This window comes from Rhodococcus sp. OK519 (genome assembly GCF_003051005.1).
Taxonomy (GTDB): domain Bacteria; phylum Actinomycetota; class Actinomycetes; order Mycobacteriales; family Mycobacteriaceae; genus Prescottella.
The window spans coordinates 235034-249028 of record NZ_QAOW01000004.1; the positions used below are offsets into that span (position 1 = coordinate 235034).

The following is a 13995-nucleotide window of genomic DNA, read 5'->3' on the forward strand; positions in this document are numbered from 1 at the left end:
GTCAGTACGGGTGCTTGTCGGGCTTCTCGGCCCACGTCGCGTAGGCCGCGGCCCCGAGATCGGCACGAATCTGCTCGATCTTGATGGAACGATCCGCGAGCGGGCGCGAGAAGTCCTCGTACTGGAACGCGTCGTCGAAACCGATGCCGCTGGTGGCGGGCAGATCGCTCGCGAAGTACACCGCGTCGAGCCGTGACCAGTAGATCGCGCTCATACACATCGGGCACGGTGCGCCGCACGTGTAGATCTCCATGCCCATCAGCATCCGAGCCCGTTCGGGCACCCGGTCCGGCGAGCCCGCCGGGCGCGGCACCAGCCTCAGCGTGGACTCGTCGAGATGCTCACGCGAGATGCTCGGCGCCTCGGCGTTCAGTACCACGATTGCCTTGCGGATGGCCTCGACCTCCCCGTGCGCGGTGACGTCTCCGGTGAGCAGCACGCGGTTCTGGCCCCGCGCCACGATCTCCCCGTCTCGCGCGATCACGGCCCCGAACGGGCCACCCCAGTTGTTCGTGACCGACTCGATCGCCAGCCTGCACGCCTCGTTCATGAGTTCGTCCGGTGTCATGGCCGAATCGCCTCCACACATCGCAGTAGACCCACTCACAATCTAGCGAGCCGGTGAGGCACACCACGGGCGTTTGCGCTCGAAAGGCTCCATGACCAGGCGATTTGCCCCGATCTCGTGGCCGAGGCGATTCGCCGCACGGACTGACAAGGCCGGCAGCGCGGTGTCTACTTGAGAGACCCGACGATGGGATCGAGGTGAACGCGGATGCCGGTGTGGCGTTTGCGCGACTTCCAGGACGACGACCTGGACCAGGCCATCCAGATCTGGGATCAGAGCCGAGTACCCGGCTCTCCCGAACCGGTGTTCACGCTCGCCGAGGTGATGGCCGCCGCGAGAGCCGGCCAGCCCGCCGTGGTGGCGACGGTGAGTGATGAACTCGTCGGCATGGCGGTCGCGCAGGTACACGGTGAACGCGCGTGGATCCTGCTCGTCGCGCTCGGTGCACGCTGGCGCAATCGCGGCATCGGCAGCGCACTGCTGGCCAACCTCGAGCGCCGTCTGCGCAGCGCCGGCGCCCATCGCATCTCGGCGGTGCTGCCGGAAGCCGCCACCGGGTCGGCCGCGTTCGAGCACTCGGGCTACCTGCGACGCGACGGCCTCGTCTACTACGAACTGCTCGAGCCATTGGGCCCCGACAAGACGCTGCTCAGCGAACTCGGCGGTCGCGTCATGCCGGAGGGGCTCTGGCAGACCATGTCCGGCATGGAGGGCGTCAAGGAGGTCATCGAGCGCCGCATCGTCTCCCCGCTCGAGAACCCCGACCTCGCCGACCGTTACGGAGTCCATCCACCCAAGGCCGTCATCCTCTTCGGACCGCCCGGAACCGGCAAGACCAGCTTCGCGAAAGCCATCGCGTCCCGGCTGGACTGGCCGTTCGTCGAACTCTTCCCGTCCCGGCTCGCCGCCTCGTCCGAGGGCGGCCTCGCGGCGTCGCTGCGCGACGTCTTCGCGGATCTCGCCGAACTCGACGAAGTGGTGCTCTTCATCGACGAGGTCGAGGAGATCGCCAGTGCCCGAAGCGGAGTCGCCACCAACCCCGCGCACGGGGTGACGAACGAACTCCTCAAACTCATCCCCGCATTCCGCGAAGGCGAGCGGCGACTGCTGGTCTGCGCGACCAATTCGGTGCGATCACTGGACTCGGCGTTCCTGCGCCCGGGCCGATTCGACTACATGATCCCCGTCGGTCCACCGGACACACCGGCGCGGCACGCCGTGTGGCAGCGGTATCTCGGGGCGTCGGCGGCACACGTCGATCTCGACCGACTGGTGGAGGCGAGCGAACTGTTCACCCCCGCCGACATCGAGTTCGCGTCCCGGAAGGGTTCCCAGGCCGCGTTCGAACGTGAGGTCGCCGACCGATCCGGACGTCCCGCGACCACGGACGACTACCTGTCGGCGATAGCCGACACCCGACCGACCCTCACGACCGAACTGCTCACCGAATTCGAGGCGGACAGCGAGAAGTTCACCCGACTCTGAGCGGGCCGAGCCGGATCAGTGCAGTTCGACGCCCAGCAACGCATCGACTGCCGCCGCGAACGCCACGGGTGCAGCCGTGTCCGGGCCGCCGTGATCGACGGCACGCCGCGCCCATCCGTCGATCGCGTCGAGGGCCTTGGGCGTGTCGAGGTCGTCGGCGAGGTGCTGACGCAATCGCGCGATCGTGTCGTCGGCGGACGGGCCCGACTCGAGTGCTGCGGCCTTGCGCCACAGCGCAAGCCGCTCCTGTGCGTCGGACAGCACCTGGTCGGTCCACGGACGATCGAGGCGGTAGTGCCCGGACAGCAGACCCAGCCGGATGGCCGCGGGATCGACGCCCTCGCCGCGCAGCTTCGAGACGAAGACGAGGTTGCCGCGACTCTTCGACATCTTCTCGCCGTCCAGACCGATCATGCCGGTGTGCACGTAGTGGCGAGCGAAACGGTCCGTACCCGTGGCGGATTCGGCGTGCGCGGCCGAGAACTCGTGGTGCGGGAAGATCAGATCGCTACCGCCGCCCTGGATGTCGAAACCCGAGCCGATGCGGTTGAGTGCGATGGCGGCACACTCGATGTGCCAGCCGGGACGGCCGGGACCGAACGGCGACGGCCACGACGGCTCGCCGGGACGCTGCGCACGCCACACCAGGGCATCGAGCGGATCACGCTTGCCGGGCCGCTTCGGGTCGCCACCGCGCTCGGCGAAGAAGTGGTCCATCGTCGCGCGGTCGTAGCCGGACTCGTAACCGAACTGCGCGGTCGCGTCCGCCCGGAAGTACACGTCCGGGTACTCGGGGTCGTCCACGACGTAGGCGGCACCGGAGGCAACGAACTTTTCGACCAGCTCGACGACCTCGTTCACCGACTCCACGGCACCGATGTAGTCGCGCGGCGGCAGGACGCGGAGCGCCTCCATGTCCTCGCGGAACAGGGCCGTCTCCCGCATGCCGAGCACCACCCAGTCCTCGCCGTCACGGTCGGCGCGTTCGAACAGCGGGTCGTCGACGTCGGTGACGTTCTGCACGTAGTGCATGTCGTGTCCGGCGTCCCGCAGCACCCGGTTCACCAGGTCGAACGTCAGATAGGTTGCCGCGTGGCCGAGGTGCGTCGCGTCGTACGGCGTGATGCCGCACACGTACATCTTCGCGGTCGCACCCGGGGTCACCGGCCGCACCTGCCGATCCGCGGTGTCGTAGAGCCGGAGGGCAGGACCCTGACCGGGCACGGACGGGACAGCGGTGTCGGACCAAGACTGCATGGGAACGAGCCTAGTGGAGAGTCGAATCCGCCCTCGCGGGCGGCGTGGGTGACGGCTCGGGCGCCGACGCCAGACGACTCGGCCACCAGATCCGCTGCCCGATGTCCACAGTGAGCGCGGGCACGAGCAACGAGCGGACCAGGAGGGCGTCGAGCAGCACGCCGAACGCGACGATGAACGCGAGCTGCGCAAGGAACAGCAGCGGGATCACCGCCAGCGCCGAGAACGTGGCCGCGAGCACCACCCCGGCAGACGTGATCACGCCGCCGGTGACGGTGAGTGCCCGGAGCGTGCCTCGTCGGGTACCCACCCGCAGAGCTTCCTCGCGCACCCGGGTCATCAGGAAGATGTTGTAGTCGATGCCGAGGGCCACGAGGAACACGAACGCGAACAGCGGCACCACGGGGTCCGCCCCGGGGAAGCCCAGCAGGTGATCGAACACCAGCGACGACACTCCGAGCGTGGCCGCGAACGAGAGCACCACGGTGCCCATCAACAGCAGTGGGGCCAGCAGCGACCGCAGCAGCAGCGCGAGAATCGCGAAGACCACGAGGATGACGACCGGGATGATCACCGTCCGATCGCGTGTCGAGGTGTTCTTGGTGTCGAGATCGGTCGCGGTCGGCCCGCCGACCAGCGCGTCCGCGCCGGGCACTGCGTGTACGGATTCGCGCAGCCGTTCGATCGTGCGCTCGGCGGCGAGCGAGTCGGCCGGATCGGTCAGGGTCGCCTGGACCGCGACGCGTCCGTCCACGACGAGCGGGGCCGCGTCCCCGGGAGCGGTCACCGCCCGCACCTCGCTCACGCCCTCGACCCGGGACGCCGCCAGTACCCCGTCGACCGCACCGGCGTCGGCGACGACGATCGCGGGCGAACCGGAGCCTGCGTCGAAGTGCTCGCCGAGGACCTGCTGCCCGGCGACGGAGTCGACGTCGAGGAGGAAGATGTCGGACTGCGCGACACCGCTCGCCTTGAATGTCGGCAGCAGCAGCGCGAAGGCCACGAGTACCAGCGTCGACGCGATCCAGAACCGCCGCGGATGCGCGCCCACCTTGCGGGCCAGCGCACCCCAGAACCGGTGATCGGCCGCCTCGTCACGGTCGGCGTGCGCGGGATCGTAGGCCGGCCGCTTGGGCCAGAAGGCGATGCGCCCGAAGAGCACCAGCACGGCGGGCAGGTAGGTCATCGACGCCACGAACGACGCCGCGATGCCGAGGGCCGCGACCGGTCCCAGACCACGGTTGGAGTTCAGGTCGGACAGCAGCAGGCAGAGCACGCCCGCAATCACCGTGCCGGCCGACGCGGCGACCGGTTCGACCGTGGCCCGCCACGCCCGCTTCATCGCGTCGAACCGGTCGGGTTCGTTGTGAAGTTCCTCGCGGTAGCGCGCCACGAGCAGCAGCGCGTAGTCGGTGGCGGCACCGAACACGAGGATGAACAGGATTCCCTGACTCTGGCCGTTGAGGGCGATCGCCCCGGCGTCGGCGAGCAGGTAGACGAGCAGACTTGCGAGCCCCAGCGCGAACACCGCCGACGACAGCACCAGGAACGGCAGCAGCGGACTGCGGTAGACGACGACGAGGATGAGCAGGACCACCGCGGCTGCCACCAACAGCAACAGCCCGTCGATGCCCTTGAACGCCGTCGAGAGATCCGCGACCTGCCCGGCAGGCCCGGTGACCAGCACGGTCAGTCCGTCCGGCGGGCTGTCCAGTTCGGCCCGCAGAACTTCGACGCTGTCGCCGACGTCGACGGTCGAGTCGACCGGGACGATCAACTGCAGCGCGCGCCCGTCCTGCGACGGGATCGGCGGCGACGTCTGCTCGCCGAAGCCCTCCGTCCCCGCGACCCCGGCTGCGGCTCGTGTGAGGAAGTCGGCATCGGACGCTGTTGTCCCCGAATCGCGTTCGGCGACGACGATCGCCGGCACGAATCGGGTGTCCGTGAAACCTTCGTAGAGCGCGCCCGCCTCGGTCGCCTCCGCGGACGACGGCAGGAACGCGGTGTTGTCGTTCTGCTGGACGTCGCCGAGTTTGCCGGCGAACGGTCCGCCGAAGCCGCCGACTCCGAGCCACACGAGCACCAGCACCGCCGGGAGCAGCCAGCGCAGCCGGGACGTTCGGCGCGCCGGTGGTGCGTTTCGTTCTGGCGTGCTCACGGGGCCTCCAGGGTCGGTCGACGGCTACTCTCGGGACACTTCGAGGATAAGTTTATTCAGCCCGCTGAACAATTGCACGGAGACGCCGGTGCCCCACCCCGATCCCGCCCACGCGGCGCCCGACCCCGACAGCGTTTTCGACGCCTGGCCCACCGGGCGACTGCTGTCGACCGCGGCACGCCTCGTGGAGCACTCGTGGGAAGAGGTCCTGCGCGCGCACGACATCACCCATGCGGGCCTCATCGCCCTGCACACCCTCACTGACAGCCCACGGTCGCAACGCGACATGGCGCGCGCGTGCCGCGTCACCGACCAGACCATGAGCCGGACGGTCGAACGCCTCGAACGCAGCGGATTCGTCACGCGCACCACGGATCCCAGCGACGAGCGGAAACTGCGGGTCACCCTCACCACCACCGGACGCGACACCCACACACGATTGCTCGCCCTCGAACAGGACGACACGTCGCTCACCGCAGGCGTATCCGACCCGCAGGCGCTACGAGACCTGCTCCTCGAATTGATCCGTACCCGGCAGATGCCGGGTCGCTAGAACGCCGGCCACGGAATGGGGCGCGAACCGGCGGGATGCGGCATGACCGGCTGACGCTGCAACGCCGTCGCGCGCTCGCGCAGCGCCTCGATCTCCGCCGCGGTGATGTGCTCGGTGAGCACCGCCGGAAACTCCTCCCCGGACAGTCGCTCGACCAGTGTCGTCACGTCGGACATCAGATCGTCGGCGATCGGGGCACCGGCCCACCCCCACAGCACCGTCCGGAGCTTGTTCTGCTCGTGCAGGCAGATGCCGTGGTCGACGCCGTACACGGACCCGTCGATGCCCTCGAGCGCGTGGCCGCCCTTGCGATCCGCATTGTTGAGGATGATGTCGAGGACCGCCATCCGCTGCAGCCGCGGATCGTCGGCGTGAATCAGAGACACCTCGGCGCCCTGGACGTCGAGTGCACGCAGGACCTCCAGCCAGCCCGGCGGCACCTCCTCGGGCGGGCAGATGTCCACCAGGTCGAGTTGTCCGCCGGATTCCGGGTGCCGCTCCGGGGTGTCGATCCATCGCTGCACCATTCCGGGCCCCAGGGGGCCGTCGCGCAGAATCGTCTGCGGAATGACTCCCCACCCGAGTTCCTCGGAGATCAGGTACGACGCGATTTCCCGGCCGGCGAGTGTCCCGTCCGGAAAGTCCCACAGAGGCTGCTCGCCACGGATCGGCTTGTAGACGCATCGCACCGAGCGGCCGTCCGCGGCGGCGTCACACACGAGAGTGGCGTTACTGGCGTGCACGATTCGTCCGACCAGCGTCAGCTCGCCCGCCGCGAGCACCTCGCCGTCGGCCGGGTCCACAGGATCGATCGGCACCGTGGTCAGAGCTCTTCCCCGAACTCGACGGAGGAGTCGAACCCGGCGATCCGCCGATAGCCGTTCGTCCGGATGCACACATGCCCGTCCGCGCCGAGCGGCTCACCGCACAGCGGGCACGGAGCCCGTCCCGCCGCGATGACACGCTCGGATCGGAGCGCGAACTCTCGGGCCTGGACGGGAGTCAGGAACACCCGCACCGCGTCGGGCCCCTCCTCCGTGTCGTCGAGGACGACTGATTCGTCGAACTCCGTCTCACTGACGGCGAGCAACTCCACCACGACCGATTCCGCCTCCGCATCCCAGCCGAGGCCCATTGTGCCCACCCGGAACTCCACGTCGAGCGGGGTCTCGAGCGGGCTCACGTCACCGAGTTCCCCGGCCTCGGGCGGCACCGCCGTTCCGAACCTGCGATGCACCTCCTCGAGTAATAGCCCCATCCGATCCGCGAGCACCTGCACCTGCTGCTTCTCGAGCAACACACTCACGACCCGTGCATCGTGCACGGCCTGGAGGTAGAAGGACCGATCGCCCGGCTCGCCGACCGTCCCCGCTACGAATCGATCAGGGGTGCGAAAGACGTGTATCGCGCGTGGCATTGCACCTCCTCGAATTCTGCGTACCGCTTCATTATCCGCCTAGCGGCCGTTACCGACCTCACCGCCGGGAACAGGCTCGCGCGCGCCGTGTCCTGATCCTCGACCGTCGAGGCCAGTCAGGTCGCCCCCGGTGTCGTTCATTCTCAGAACGTACGGTCTCGTGTCGGTGTACCGGACGACGCTGATCGAGGCGGGTTCGGTGACGATGCGCTGGAACCCGTCGAGATGCGTTCCGACCGCGTCGGCCAGCACGGCCTTGATCACGTCCCCGTGGCTGCACGCCACCCACAACACGTCGGCGCCGCGCTCGTCGGCGAGCCGGCGATCGTGCTCCCGTACCGCCGCGACCGCGCGGGCCTGCACCTGCGCCAGCCCCTCGCCGCCGGGGAACACCGCCGCGGACGCGTGCTGCTGGACCACCTTCCACAGCGGTTCCTCGACCAGTTCCTTCAACGCACGCCCGGTCCACTGGCCGTAATCGACCTCGACCAGTCTGTCCTCGACGCGTGGGGTGAGACCGCGGTCGACCGCGAGCGGTGCGACGGTCTGCTCGCAGCGCAGCAGCGGCGAGTGGACGATCTCCGCGATGCCGAGCCCCGCCAGCCGATCGACGACGCCTTTCGCCTGTTCCACCCCGACTTCGTCGAGAGCGACGCCGCTCGACCGACCGGCCAGGGTGCGCGCCGTGTTCGCCGTCGAACGTCCGTGTCGGAGCAGGATCACCGTCATGCGCTACAGCCTAGTGCGACCCCGCTCCGGCACAGGTCACGTCGCCGAGACCACGCCGGTCGCGAGCAGCACCAGCACGAGAGTGCCGAGCGCGATGCGGTAGCCGACGAACCAGTACATGGAATGGTTGACGACGAACCGGAGCAGCCACGCGATAGAGGCGTAGCCGATCGCGAACGCGATGAGCGTGGCGACGAGCAACTGTGCACCGGACGCGACGAGCCCCTCCCCGGCGGGCTCGAATGCATCGGGGAGACTGAACAATCCGGAAGCGACGACGGCCGGGATCGCGAGCAGGAACGAGTACCGGGCGGCCGCCTCACGAGTGAGCCCGAGGAACAGCCCGGCGCTGATGGTGCCGCCTGAACGCGAGACGCCCGGAATCAGCGCCAGCGCCTGAGCGGAACCCATGATGATGCCGTCACGGGCCCGCAGGTCCTCGATCGGCCGCGTCTTGCGTCCGTAGTACTCGGCGGCCGCGATCACGAGCGCGAACACGATCAGCATCGTGGCGATCAGCCACAGATTCCTTGCGCCGGTACGGATCTGATCCTTGAACAGAAACCCGAGGACACCCACCGGGATTGTGCCGATGATCACGTACCAGCCCATGCGGTAGTCGAGATCCGAGCGATGCTCGGCATGGAAGAGACCACGGAACCACGCGGCGACGATGCGGCCGATGTCCCGCGCGAAGTACAGCAGCACAGCAGCTTCCGTACCCAACTGCGTGACGGCGGTGAACGACGCTCCCGCATCGGTACCGAAGAAGATCTCGGACACGATCCGCAGGTGTCCGGAGGACGAGATGGGCAGGAACTCCGTCAGACCCTGCACCGCTCCGAGGATTATCGCCTGGAGCCAGGTCATGGCCTCCCCGATCACGTGTGGCACCCCGGGCCACACGAGAAGCGGACATGACGGCGGATGAGCTTGGGGGCATCCGGATTACACGCGTGTAGTCCAAGTTTCACGGCTCAGACGGTACCCGGCGTGGCTGTTCTCGGCGCATCGTGCGCACTACTAGGGTTCATGATCGGCGGGTACCACCCGCCGATCCAATTCATCCGGTGTCGAGGCGTGGGCGGTTATGGAATACAGAGCAGTGGGAACGAGCGGGCTGCGAGTGTCGAGGCTCGGTCTGGGCACCCTGCACTGGGGGCGTGACACCGACGGTGACGAGGCCGCGGCACAGCTGTCGGCCTTCGTCGATGCAGGCGGCACACTCGTCGACACCTCCCCCGCCTACGGCGACGGCAAGGCGCAGCGTCTTCTCGCCGAACTGCTCGACGACGTCGTGCCGCGCGACTACCTCATCCTCGGTGGCAGTGCCGGGATCAATCCGTTCGCGGCGCCGGAGCAGCGGATCGACTGCTCGCGGCGCGGGCTGCTGACGCAGCTGGACGCGACACTGCGCGAACTCGGCACCGACCACCTCGACATGTGGCAGGTCGCGACCTGGGATCGGCTCACGCCCGTGGACGAGATCGCCGACACCCTCGACTACGCAGTCACCAGTGGGCGGGTCCGCTACACCGGCGCCCGGGGATATCTCGGCTGGCAGCTGGCCACCGCCGCGGGCCGATCCGGCCCGGGCAGGCTCGTCGCGACGCAGGCCGAGTACTCGCTCCTCGCCCGCGGAGTCGAAGAGGAACTACTTCCGGCGGCCGCACACCACGGCATCGGCGTGTTCGCGGCCGTGCCACTCGCCGGCGGCGTGCTCACCGGCAAGTACCGGGACGGCATCCCGGCGGATTCGCGCGGCGCCGACCCCACCCACGCGCCGGAAGTGCGCAGCTACCTCACCGAGACGTCGGTCCGGGTCGTCGACGCCGTCCTCACGGCCGCCGACGGTCTCGGAACCTCGCCGCTCGCAGTCGCACTCGCCTGGGCACGCGACCGTCCCGGGATCGTGAGCGCCGTCGTCGGTGCGCGCGATCTCGCGCAACTGACCGGCGTCCTGGCGGCCGAGGACCTCGTACTTCCCCCGGCGATCGCGGCGGCGCTGGACGACGTGAGCGCGTGAATTCGGGCGCGCGTCCAACTTTCGATTGATTCGCGGTGATTAGTGACGACAACGATCGGAGGATAGGCTAACCTCGTGTCCGTTGTGTTTGACGAAAGTCACGTGAAGGAGATCACATGGACGTGCTCGACCAGGGTACCGAGGCCGGCGAGCTCGCCGGTTTCGCGGAGCGCATCAAGACCGAGACCGATGCGGCTCACCGCACCACCGAGCAGTCCCGATTCGTGGGCGATCTCCTCGCGGGCAAGCTGACCAAGGAGGGCTACGCCGCCCTGCTGGTGCAGACCTACCTGGTGTACGAGGCGCTCGAGCGCGCCGCCGACGCTCATACCGCCGACTCGGTCGCCGCACCGTTCATCGCCCCCGAGCTGGTCCGTCTGCCGTCCCTCGCCGCCGACCTCGAGTTCCTGCTCGGCCCGGCATGGCGCGACCAGCTGGTCGCCACTCCCGCGACCGCAGCGTACGTCTCCCGCCTCGAAGAGGTTGCGTTCACCTCGGCCGCAGACTTCGTCGCGCACCACTACCTGCGCTACATGGGCGACCTCTCCGGCGGCCAGATCATCCGCCGCATGCTCGAGCGGGCCTACGGCTACGAGGTGGACGGGCTCCGCTTCTACATCTTCGATCAGATCGCCAAGCCCAAGGTCTTCAAGGACGAGTACCGCGCCAAGCTCGACGCGGCCCCGCTCTCGACCGAGGAGCAGGCACGCTTCATCGCCGAGGTGAACCTCGCGTACGGACTCAACGGTGGCCTGTTCGCCGACCTCGAAGCCGATATCGATCGCTACCTCGTGAAATGAGATCTCTGCTCTCCCGGCTCGTCGTCGTGGCCGCCTCGGCCGCGACAGTGGTCTCGCTTGCCGCGTGTACGTCGGTCACGACCGGCGACACCGAGCAGCACGGCCAGACCACCGCAGTGGTCGCCGATACCGATCCACGGCCGATCGCGGACGCCCCGGCCCCGCAGCTGCCGGTGACGGTGCGCAGTTTCGACGGCGTCGACGTCACCGTGACGAATGCCAGCCGCATCGTCACCGCCGACCGGTACGGCACCCTGACCGAGACGGTGTTCGCCCTCGGCCTCGGTGACAACGTCGTCGGCCGCGACACCGCGTCCGCGTTCCCGGCCGCGAAGGACATCCCGAACATCACGCCGGGTGGACAGTCGCTCAGCGCCGAGGCAATCCTGAACCTTGCCCCGACCGTCGTGCTGACCGACACCAGCATCGGCCCCAAGTCGGTGCAGGAACAGCTCCGGGCGGCCGGTGTTCCCGTCGTGTACTTCGACCCGACTCGCACCCTCGCGGGTGTTTCAGGGCAGATCACGGCGGTGGCCGCGGCGCTCGGGGTGCCGCAGCAGGGAGAGCAGCTCGTAGCGCGCACCGGGCAGGAGATCGCGAACGCCAAGGCCCTGGTGCCCTCGGGTTCCGACGCCCTCAAGATCGCGTTCCTCTACATGCGTGGGCCGTCGATCACGATGCTCGCCGGACCCGGTTCGGGCGCCGATTCGCTGATCCAAGCGCTCGGTGCGACCGATGCCGGCACGGCCTCGGGCCTGACCAGCGAATTCGTTCCGATCACGAGCGAAGCCATGATCGCGGCTGCACCCGACGTCATGCTCATGATGACCGGCGGCCTCCAATCGATCGGTGGCATCGACGGATTGGAGAAGGTCCAGGGCATCGCGCAGACCCCCGCCGGTCAGAACAAGCGCGTCGTCGACATGGCCGACACCATGCTGCTCAGCTTCGGCTCCAACACCGGCCAGGTGCTGGCTGCACTGGCCGAGGCGATCTACCACCCCACCGCGGAATGAGCACCACCGTCACCAGTCGGCCGAAGGTGCGCCCCGGCACCGTCGTCGTCGGGCTGGTCGTCCTCCTCGCGGCGCTCGCCCTCGCGTCGGCCTGCATCGGTCAGGTTCCGACCAGCCCGGGCGAGGTGCTGGGCAGTGTCCTCCACCGGATCGGCATCGACCTCGGGCCGATGCCGTCGCATCCCAGCGGCGAGGTCACGCTCTGGCAGGTCCGCTTCCCGCGGGTGATCCTCGCGATCCTCGTCGGAGCGGCTCTCGGCTGCTCGGGCGCCCTGCTCCAGGGCGTCTTCTCGAATCCGCTCGCGGAGCCGGGAGTCATCGGTGTGTCCGCCGGCGCGGCGGTCGGCGCGAGCGCGGCCATCGTCCTCGGCGGCGCGTTCACCGCCGGTCCCGCGGTGGCGGGGGCGGCGTTCGTCGCCGGCCTGATCACCACGACGCTGGTCTATCTCCTCGCCCGATCGGAGGGTCGGACCGAGGTCGTGACCCTCGTGCTCACCGGCGTCGCGATCAACGCTTTCGCGGGCGGCCTCATCGCGTTCTTCACATTCGTGGCCAGTCCCGCAGCACGCGATCAGATCGTGTTCTGGCAGCTCGGCAGCCTCAACGGTGCCACCTGGAACGCGGTCGCGATCGTCGCCCCGATGGCGATCGCCGGCATCGCGGCGTCCATGCTGATCGCCCCCAAGCTGGATCTGCTCGCCCTCGGCGAGAGCGCTGCCCGACATCTCGGCGTCGACGTCGAGAAGCTGCGCCTGATCGCGATCGTGATCGTCGCGGTGCTCGTGTCGTCGGGCGTCGCGTTCACCGGCATCATCTTGTTCGTCGGTCTCGTCGTGCCACATGTGATGCGCATGCTGGTGGGACCCGGACATCGACTGCTGCTGCCCGCGAGCGTCCTCGGTGGATCGATAGTGCTGCTCGCGGCCGACCTCGGCGCGCGCACCCTGGTACCGAACGCCGACCTCCCGCTCGGCATGCTCACCTCGCTCGTCGGTGGCCCGTTCTTCTTCTGGCTGCTCCGCCGCACACGCTCCCGGCAGGGCGGGTGGGCGTGATGGCGTCGCTTCTCGAACGCGCCCGGAACCTGTTCGGCCACGAGGTGTCCGGACCGGACCGCACCGAAGCGGGTGCCGTCACGATGCGGGCGACCGGCATCAGCGTCGAACGCGGCGGGCGCACAGTCCTGGACGGCGTCGACCTCGAGGTCCGCGCCGGCGAGGTGCTCGCGCTCGTGGGCCCCAACGGCGCGGGCAAATCCACACTCTTGGCCGCGCTGTCGGGCGACCAGCCGGTCGTGGGCGGCGCCATCGAACTCGACGGCATCTCCCTGTCCGAGTGGACGCCGGCGGAGATGTCGCGGCGGCGGGCAGTCCTGCCCCAGCAGCACACCGTCGGGTTCTCGTTCACCGCCCGCCAGGTGGTCGGAATGGGGCGTGCCCCGTGGCAGCGCACCGATCGCAGCGCGGACGACGAGAGAGTGGTCCAGGAGAGCCTCGAGATCTGTGATGTCGGACACCTCGCGGATCGACCGTTCAGCGTCCTGTCCGGCGGTGAACGGTCCCGCGTGGCGTTGGCGCGCGTTCTCGCCCAGGACACCGAGACCATCCTCCTCGACGAGCCGACCGCAGCCCTCGATCTGGGCCATCAGGAGTCGGTGATGCGCGTCGCCCGCGACCGGGCGGCGGACGGGGCTGCCGTGGTCGTCGTCCTGCACGACCTGGGATTGGCCGCCGCCTACGCCGACCGGATCTGTGTCCTCGAGGACGGCCGTGCCGCCGCCGACGGGTCACCGGCCGAGATCCTCACCGAGGAACTGCTGACCCGCGTCTACGGACATCCGGTCGAGGTGTTCGCGCATCCCCGCTCGGGCGCCACGCTCGTGCTTCCCCGGCGCGACGACGGGCCCACCGCCCGGGCCTGAACGCCCGCGGGTGTCGTCCGCCTCACGAACGGGACGCCTCGGATTCCGGCGGGTCCTGTCGATCA

14 protein-coding genes are annotated in these 13995 nt (G+C 68.9%); 7 read left to right on the forward strand and 7 right to left on the reverse strand.

The genetic code is table 11. The annotated features are described in order from the left end of the window. Nucleotide 1: 1 nt before the first annotated feature. The gene (locus C8K36_RS13420) at nucleotides 2-568 is read right to left on the reverse strand and encodes a nucleoside deaminase (protein WP_107984989.1); all 567 of its coding nucleotides are present in this window, start codon (nucleotides 566-568) and stop codon (nucleotides 2-4) included. 207 nt (nucleotides 569-775) lie between these two features. Here C8K36_RS13420 and C8K36_RS13425 point away from each other — a divergent pair, with 207 nt between their 5' ends. After that, the gene (locus C8K36_RS13425) at nucleotides 776-2053 is read left to right on the forward strand and encodes an ATP-binding protein (protein WP_107984990.1); all 1278 of its coding nucleotides are present in this window, start codon (nucleotides 776-778) and stop codon (nucleotides 2051-2053) included. 15 nt (nucleotides 2054-2068) lie between these two features. Here the strand turns inward: C8K36_RS13425 and mshC are convergent, their stop codons facing one another. Both mshC and C8K36_RS13435 read right to left on the reverse strand, forming a co-directional pair. Then, nucleotides 2069-3310: a cysteine--1-D-myo-inosityl 2-amino-2-deoxy-alpha-D-glucopyranoside ligase gene (gene mshC, locus C8K36_RS13430; protein ID WP_107984991.1), complete on the reverse strand. Its 1242-nt coding sequence runs from the start codon at nucleotides 3308-3310 to the stop codon at nucleotides 2069-2071. Nucleotides 3311-3320: 10 nt separating this feature from the next. Then, the gene (locus C8K36_RS13435) at nucleotides 3321-5468 is read right to left on the reverse strand and encodes an MMPL family transporter (protein WP_107984992.1); all 2148 of its coding nucleotides are present in this window, start codon (nucleotides 5466-5468) and stop codon (nucleotides 3321-3323) included. Nucleotides 5469-5556: 88 nt separating this feature from the next. Between C8K36_RS13435 and C8K36_RS13440 the strand changes: the two genes are divergently transcribed. Next, the gene (locus C8K36_RS13440) at nucleotides 5557-6021 is read left to right on the forward strand and encodes a MarR family winged helix-turn-helix transcriptional regulator (protein ID WP_107984993.1); all 465 of its coding nucleotides are present in this window, start codon (nucleotides 5557-5559) and stop codon (nucleotides 6019-6021) included. Here C8K36_RS13440 and C8K36_RS13445 read toward each other — a convergent pair. The 4 genes from C8K36_RS13445 to C8K36_RS13460 are packed head-to-tail and all read right to left on the reverse strand — an operon-like array spanning nucleotide 6018 to nucleotide 9049. Next, nucleotides 6018-6839 (reverse strand): SCO1664 family protein, encoded by an 822-nt coding sequence (locus C8K36_RS13445; protein WP_107984994.1) that lies wholly within the window; start codon nucleotides 6837-6839, stop codon nucleotides 6018-6020. The genes C8K36_RS13440 and C8K36_RS13445 overlap by 4 nt on opposite strands. A 5-nt stretch (nucleotides 6840-6844) precedes the next feature. Next, nucleotides 6845-7438 (reverse strand): DUF3090 domain-containing protein, encoded by a 594-nt coding sequence (locus C8K36_RS13450; RefSeq protein WP_107984995.1) that lies wholly within the window; start codon nucleotides 7436-7438, stop codon nucleotides 6845-6847. Nucleotides 7439-7477: 39 nt separating this feature from the next. After that, complete coding sequence (locus C8K36_RS13455) at nucleotides 7478-8167, reverse strand: histidine phosphatase family protein (protein ID WP_107984996.1); 690 nt, start codon at nucleotides 8165-8167, stop codon at nucleotides 7478-7480. A 36-nt stretch (nucleotides 8168-8203) separates the two neighbouring features. Next, entirely contained in the window at nucleotides 8204-9049 is an 846-nt protein-coding gene (locus C8K36_RS13460) for an undecaprenyl-diphosphate phosphatase (RefSeq protein WP_181319556.1), read from the reverse strand. Nucleotides 9050-9257: 208 nt separating this feature from the next. On the opposite strand from C8K36_RS13460, the gene C8K36_RS13465 reads away from it, so the two are divergent. The 5 genes from C8K36_RS13465 (at nucleotide 9258) to C8K36_RS13485 (ending at nucleotide 13930) form a co-directional block, all read left to right on the forward strand. After that, the gene (locus C8K36_RS13465; RefSeq protein ID WP_107984997.1) at nucleotides 9258-10193 is read left to right on the forward strand and encodes an aldo/keto reductase; all 936 of its coding nucleotides are present in this window, start codon (nucleotides 9258-9260) and stop codon (nucleotides 10191-10193) included. 116 nt (nucleotides 10194-10309) lie between these two features. Beyond that, nucleotides 10310-10993, forward strand: coding sequence for a heme oxygenase (biliverdin-producing) (locus tag C8K36_RS13470; RefSeq protein WP_107984998.1), 684 nt, complete (start codon nucleotides 10310-10312; stop codon nucleotides 10991-10993). Next, a complete protein-coding gene (locus tag C8K36_RS13475) occupies nucleotides 10990-12009 on the forward strand; it encodes a heme/hemin ABC transporter substrate-binding protein (protein ID WP_107984999.1) in 1020 nt (339 codons plus the stop codon). The genes C8K36_RS13470 and C8K36_RS13475 overlap by 4 nt, the downstream gene beginning before the upstream one ends. Further along, complete coding sequence (locus C8K36_RS13480; protein ID WP_107985000.1) at nucleotides 12006-13064, forward strand: FecCD family ABC transporter permease; 1059 nt, start codon at nucleotides 12006-12008, stop codon at nucleotides 13062-13064. Before C8K36_RS13475 ends, C8K36_RS13480 begins: the two co-directional genes overlap by 4 nt. Further along, entirely contained in the window at nucleotides 13064-13930 is an 867-nt protein-coding gene (locus C8K36_RS13485) for a heme ABC transporter ATP-binding protein (RefSeq protein WP_107985194.1), read from the forward strand. Before C8K36_RS13480 ends, C8K36_RS13485 begins: the two co-directional genes overlap by 1 nt. The last annotated feature ends 65 nt before the right edge of the window (nucleotides 13931-13995 follow it).

Excerpts from the sequence above, each read along its gene's own strand:
- C8K36_RS13420 (WP_107984989.1), bottom strand. The coding sequence starts at position 568 with ATGACACCGGACGAACTCATGAACGAGGCGTGCAGGCTGGCGATCGAG.
- C8K36_RS13425 (WP_107984990.1), top strand. The coding sequence starts at position 776 with ATGCCGGTGTGGCGTTTGCGCGACTTCCAGGACGACGACCTGGACCAG.
- mshC (WP_107984991.1), bottom strand. The coding sequence starts at position 3,310 with ATGCAGTCTTGGTCCGACACCGCTGTCCCGTCCGTGCCCGGTCAGGGT.
- C8K36_RS13450 (WP_107984995.1), bottom strand. The coding sequence starts at position 7,438 with ATGCCACGCGCGATACACGTCTTTCGCACCCCTGATCGATTCGTAGCG.
- C8K36_RS13455 (WP_107984996.1), bottom strand. The coding sequence starts at position 8,167 with ATGACGGTGATCCTGCTCCGACACGGACGTTCGACGGCGAACACGGCG.
- C8K36_RS13465 (WP_107984997.1), top strand. The coding sequence starts at position 9,258 with ATGGAATACAGAGCAGTGGGAACGAGCGGGCTGCGAGTGTCGAGGCTC.
- C8K36_RS13470 (WP_107984998.1), top strand. The coding sequence starts at position 10,310 with ATGGACGTGCTCGACCAGGGTACCGAGGCCGGCGAGCTCGCCGGTTTC.
- C8K36_RS13475 (WP_107984999.1), top strand. The coding sequence starts at position 10,990 with ATGAGATCTCTGCTCTCCCGGCTCGTCGTCGTGGCCGCCTCGGCCGCG.
- C8K36_RS13480 (WP_107985000.1), top strand. The coding sequence starts at position 12,006 with ATGAGCACCACCGTCACCAGTCGGCCGAAGGTGCGCCCCGGCACCGTC.
- C8K36_RS13485 (WP_107985194.1), top strand. The coding sequence starts at position 13,064 with ATGGCGTCGCTTCTCGAACGCGCCCGGAACCTGTTCGGCCACGAGGTG.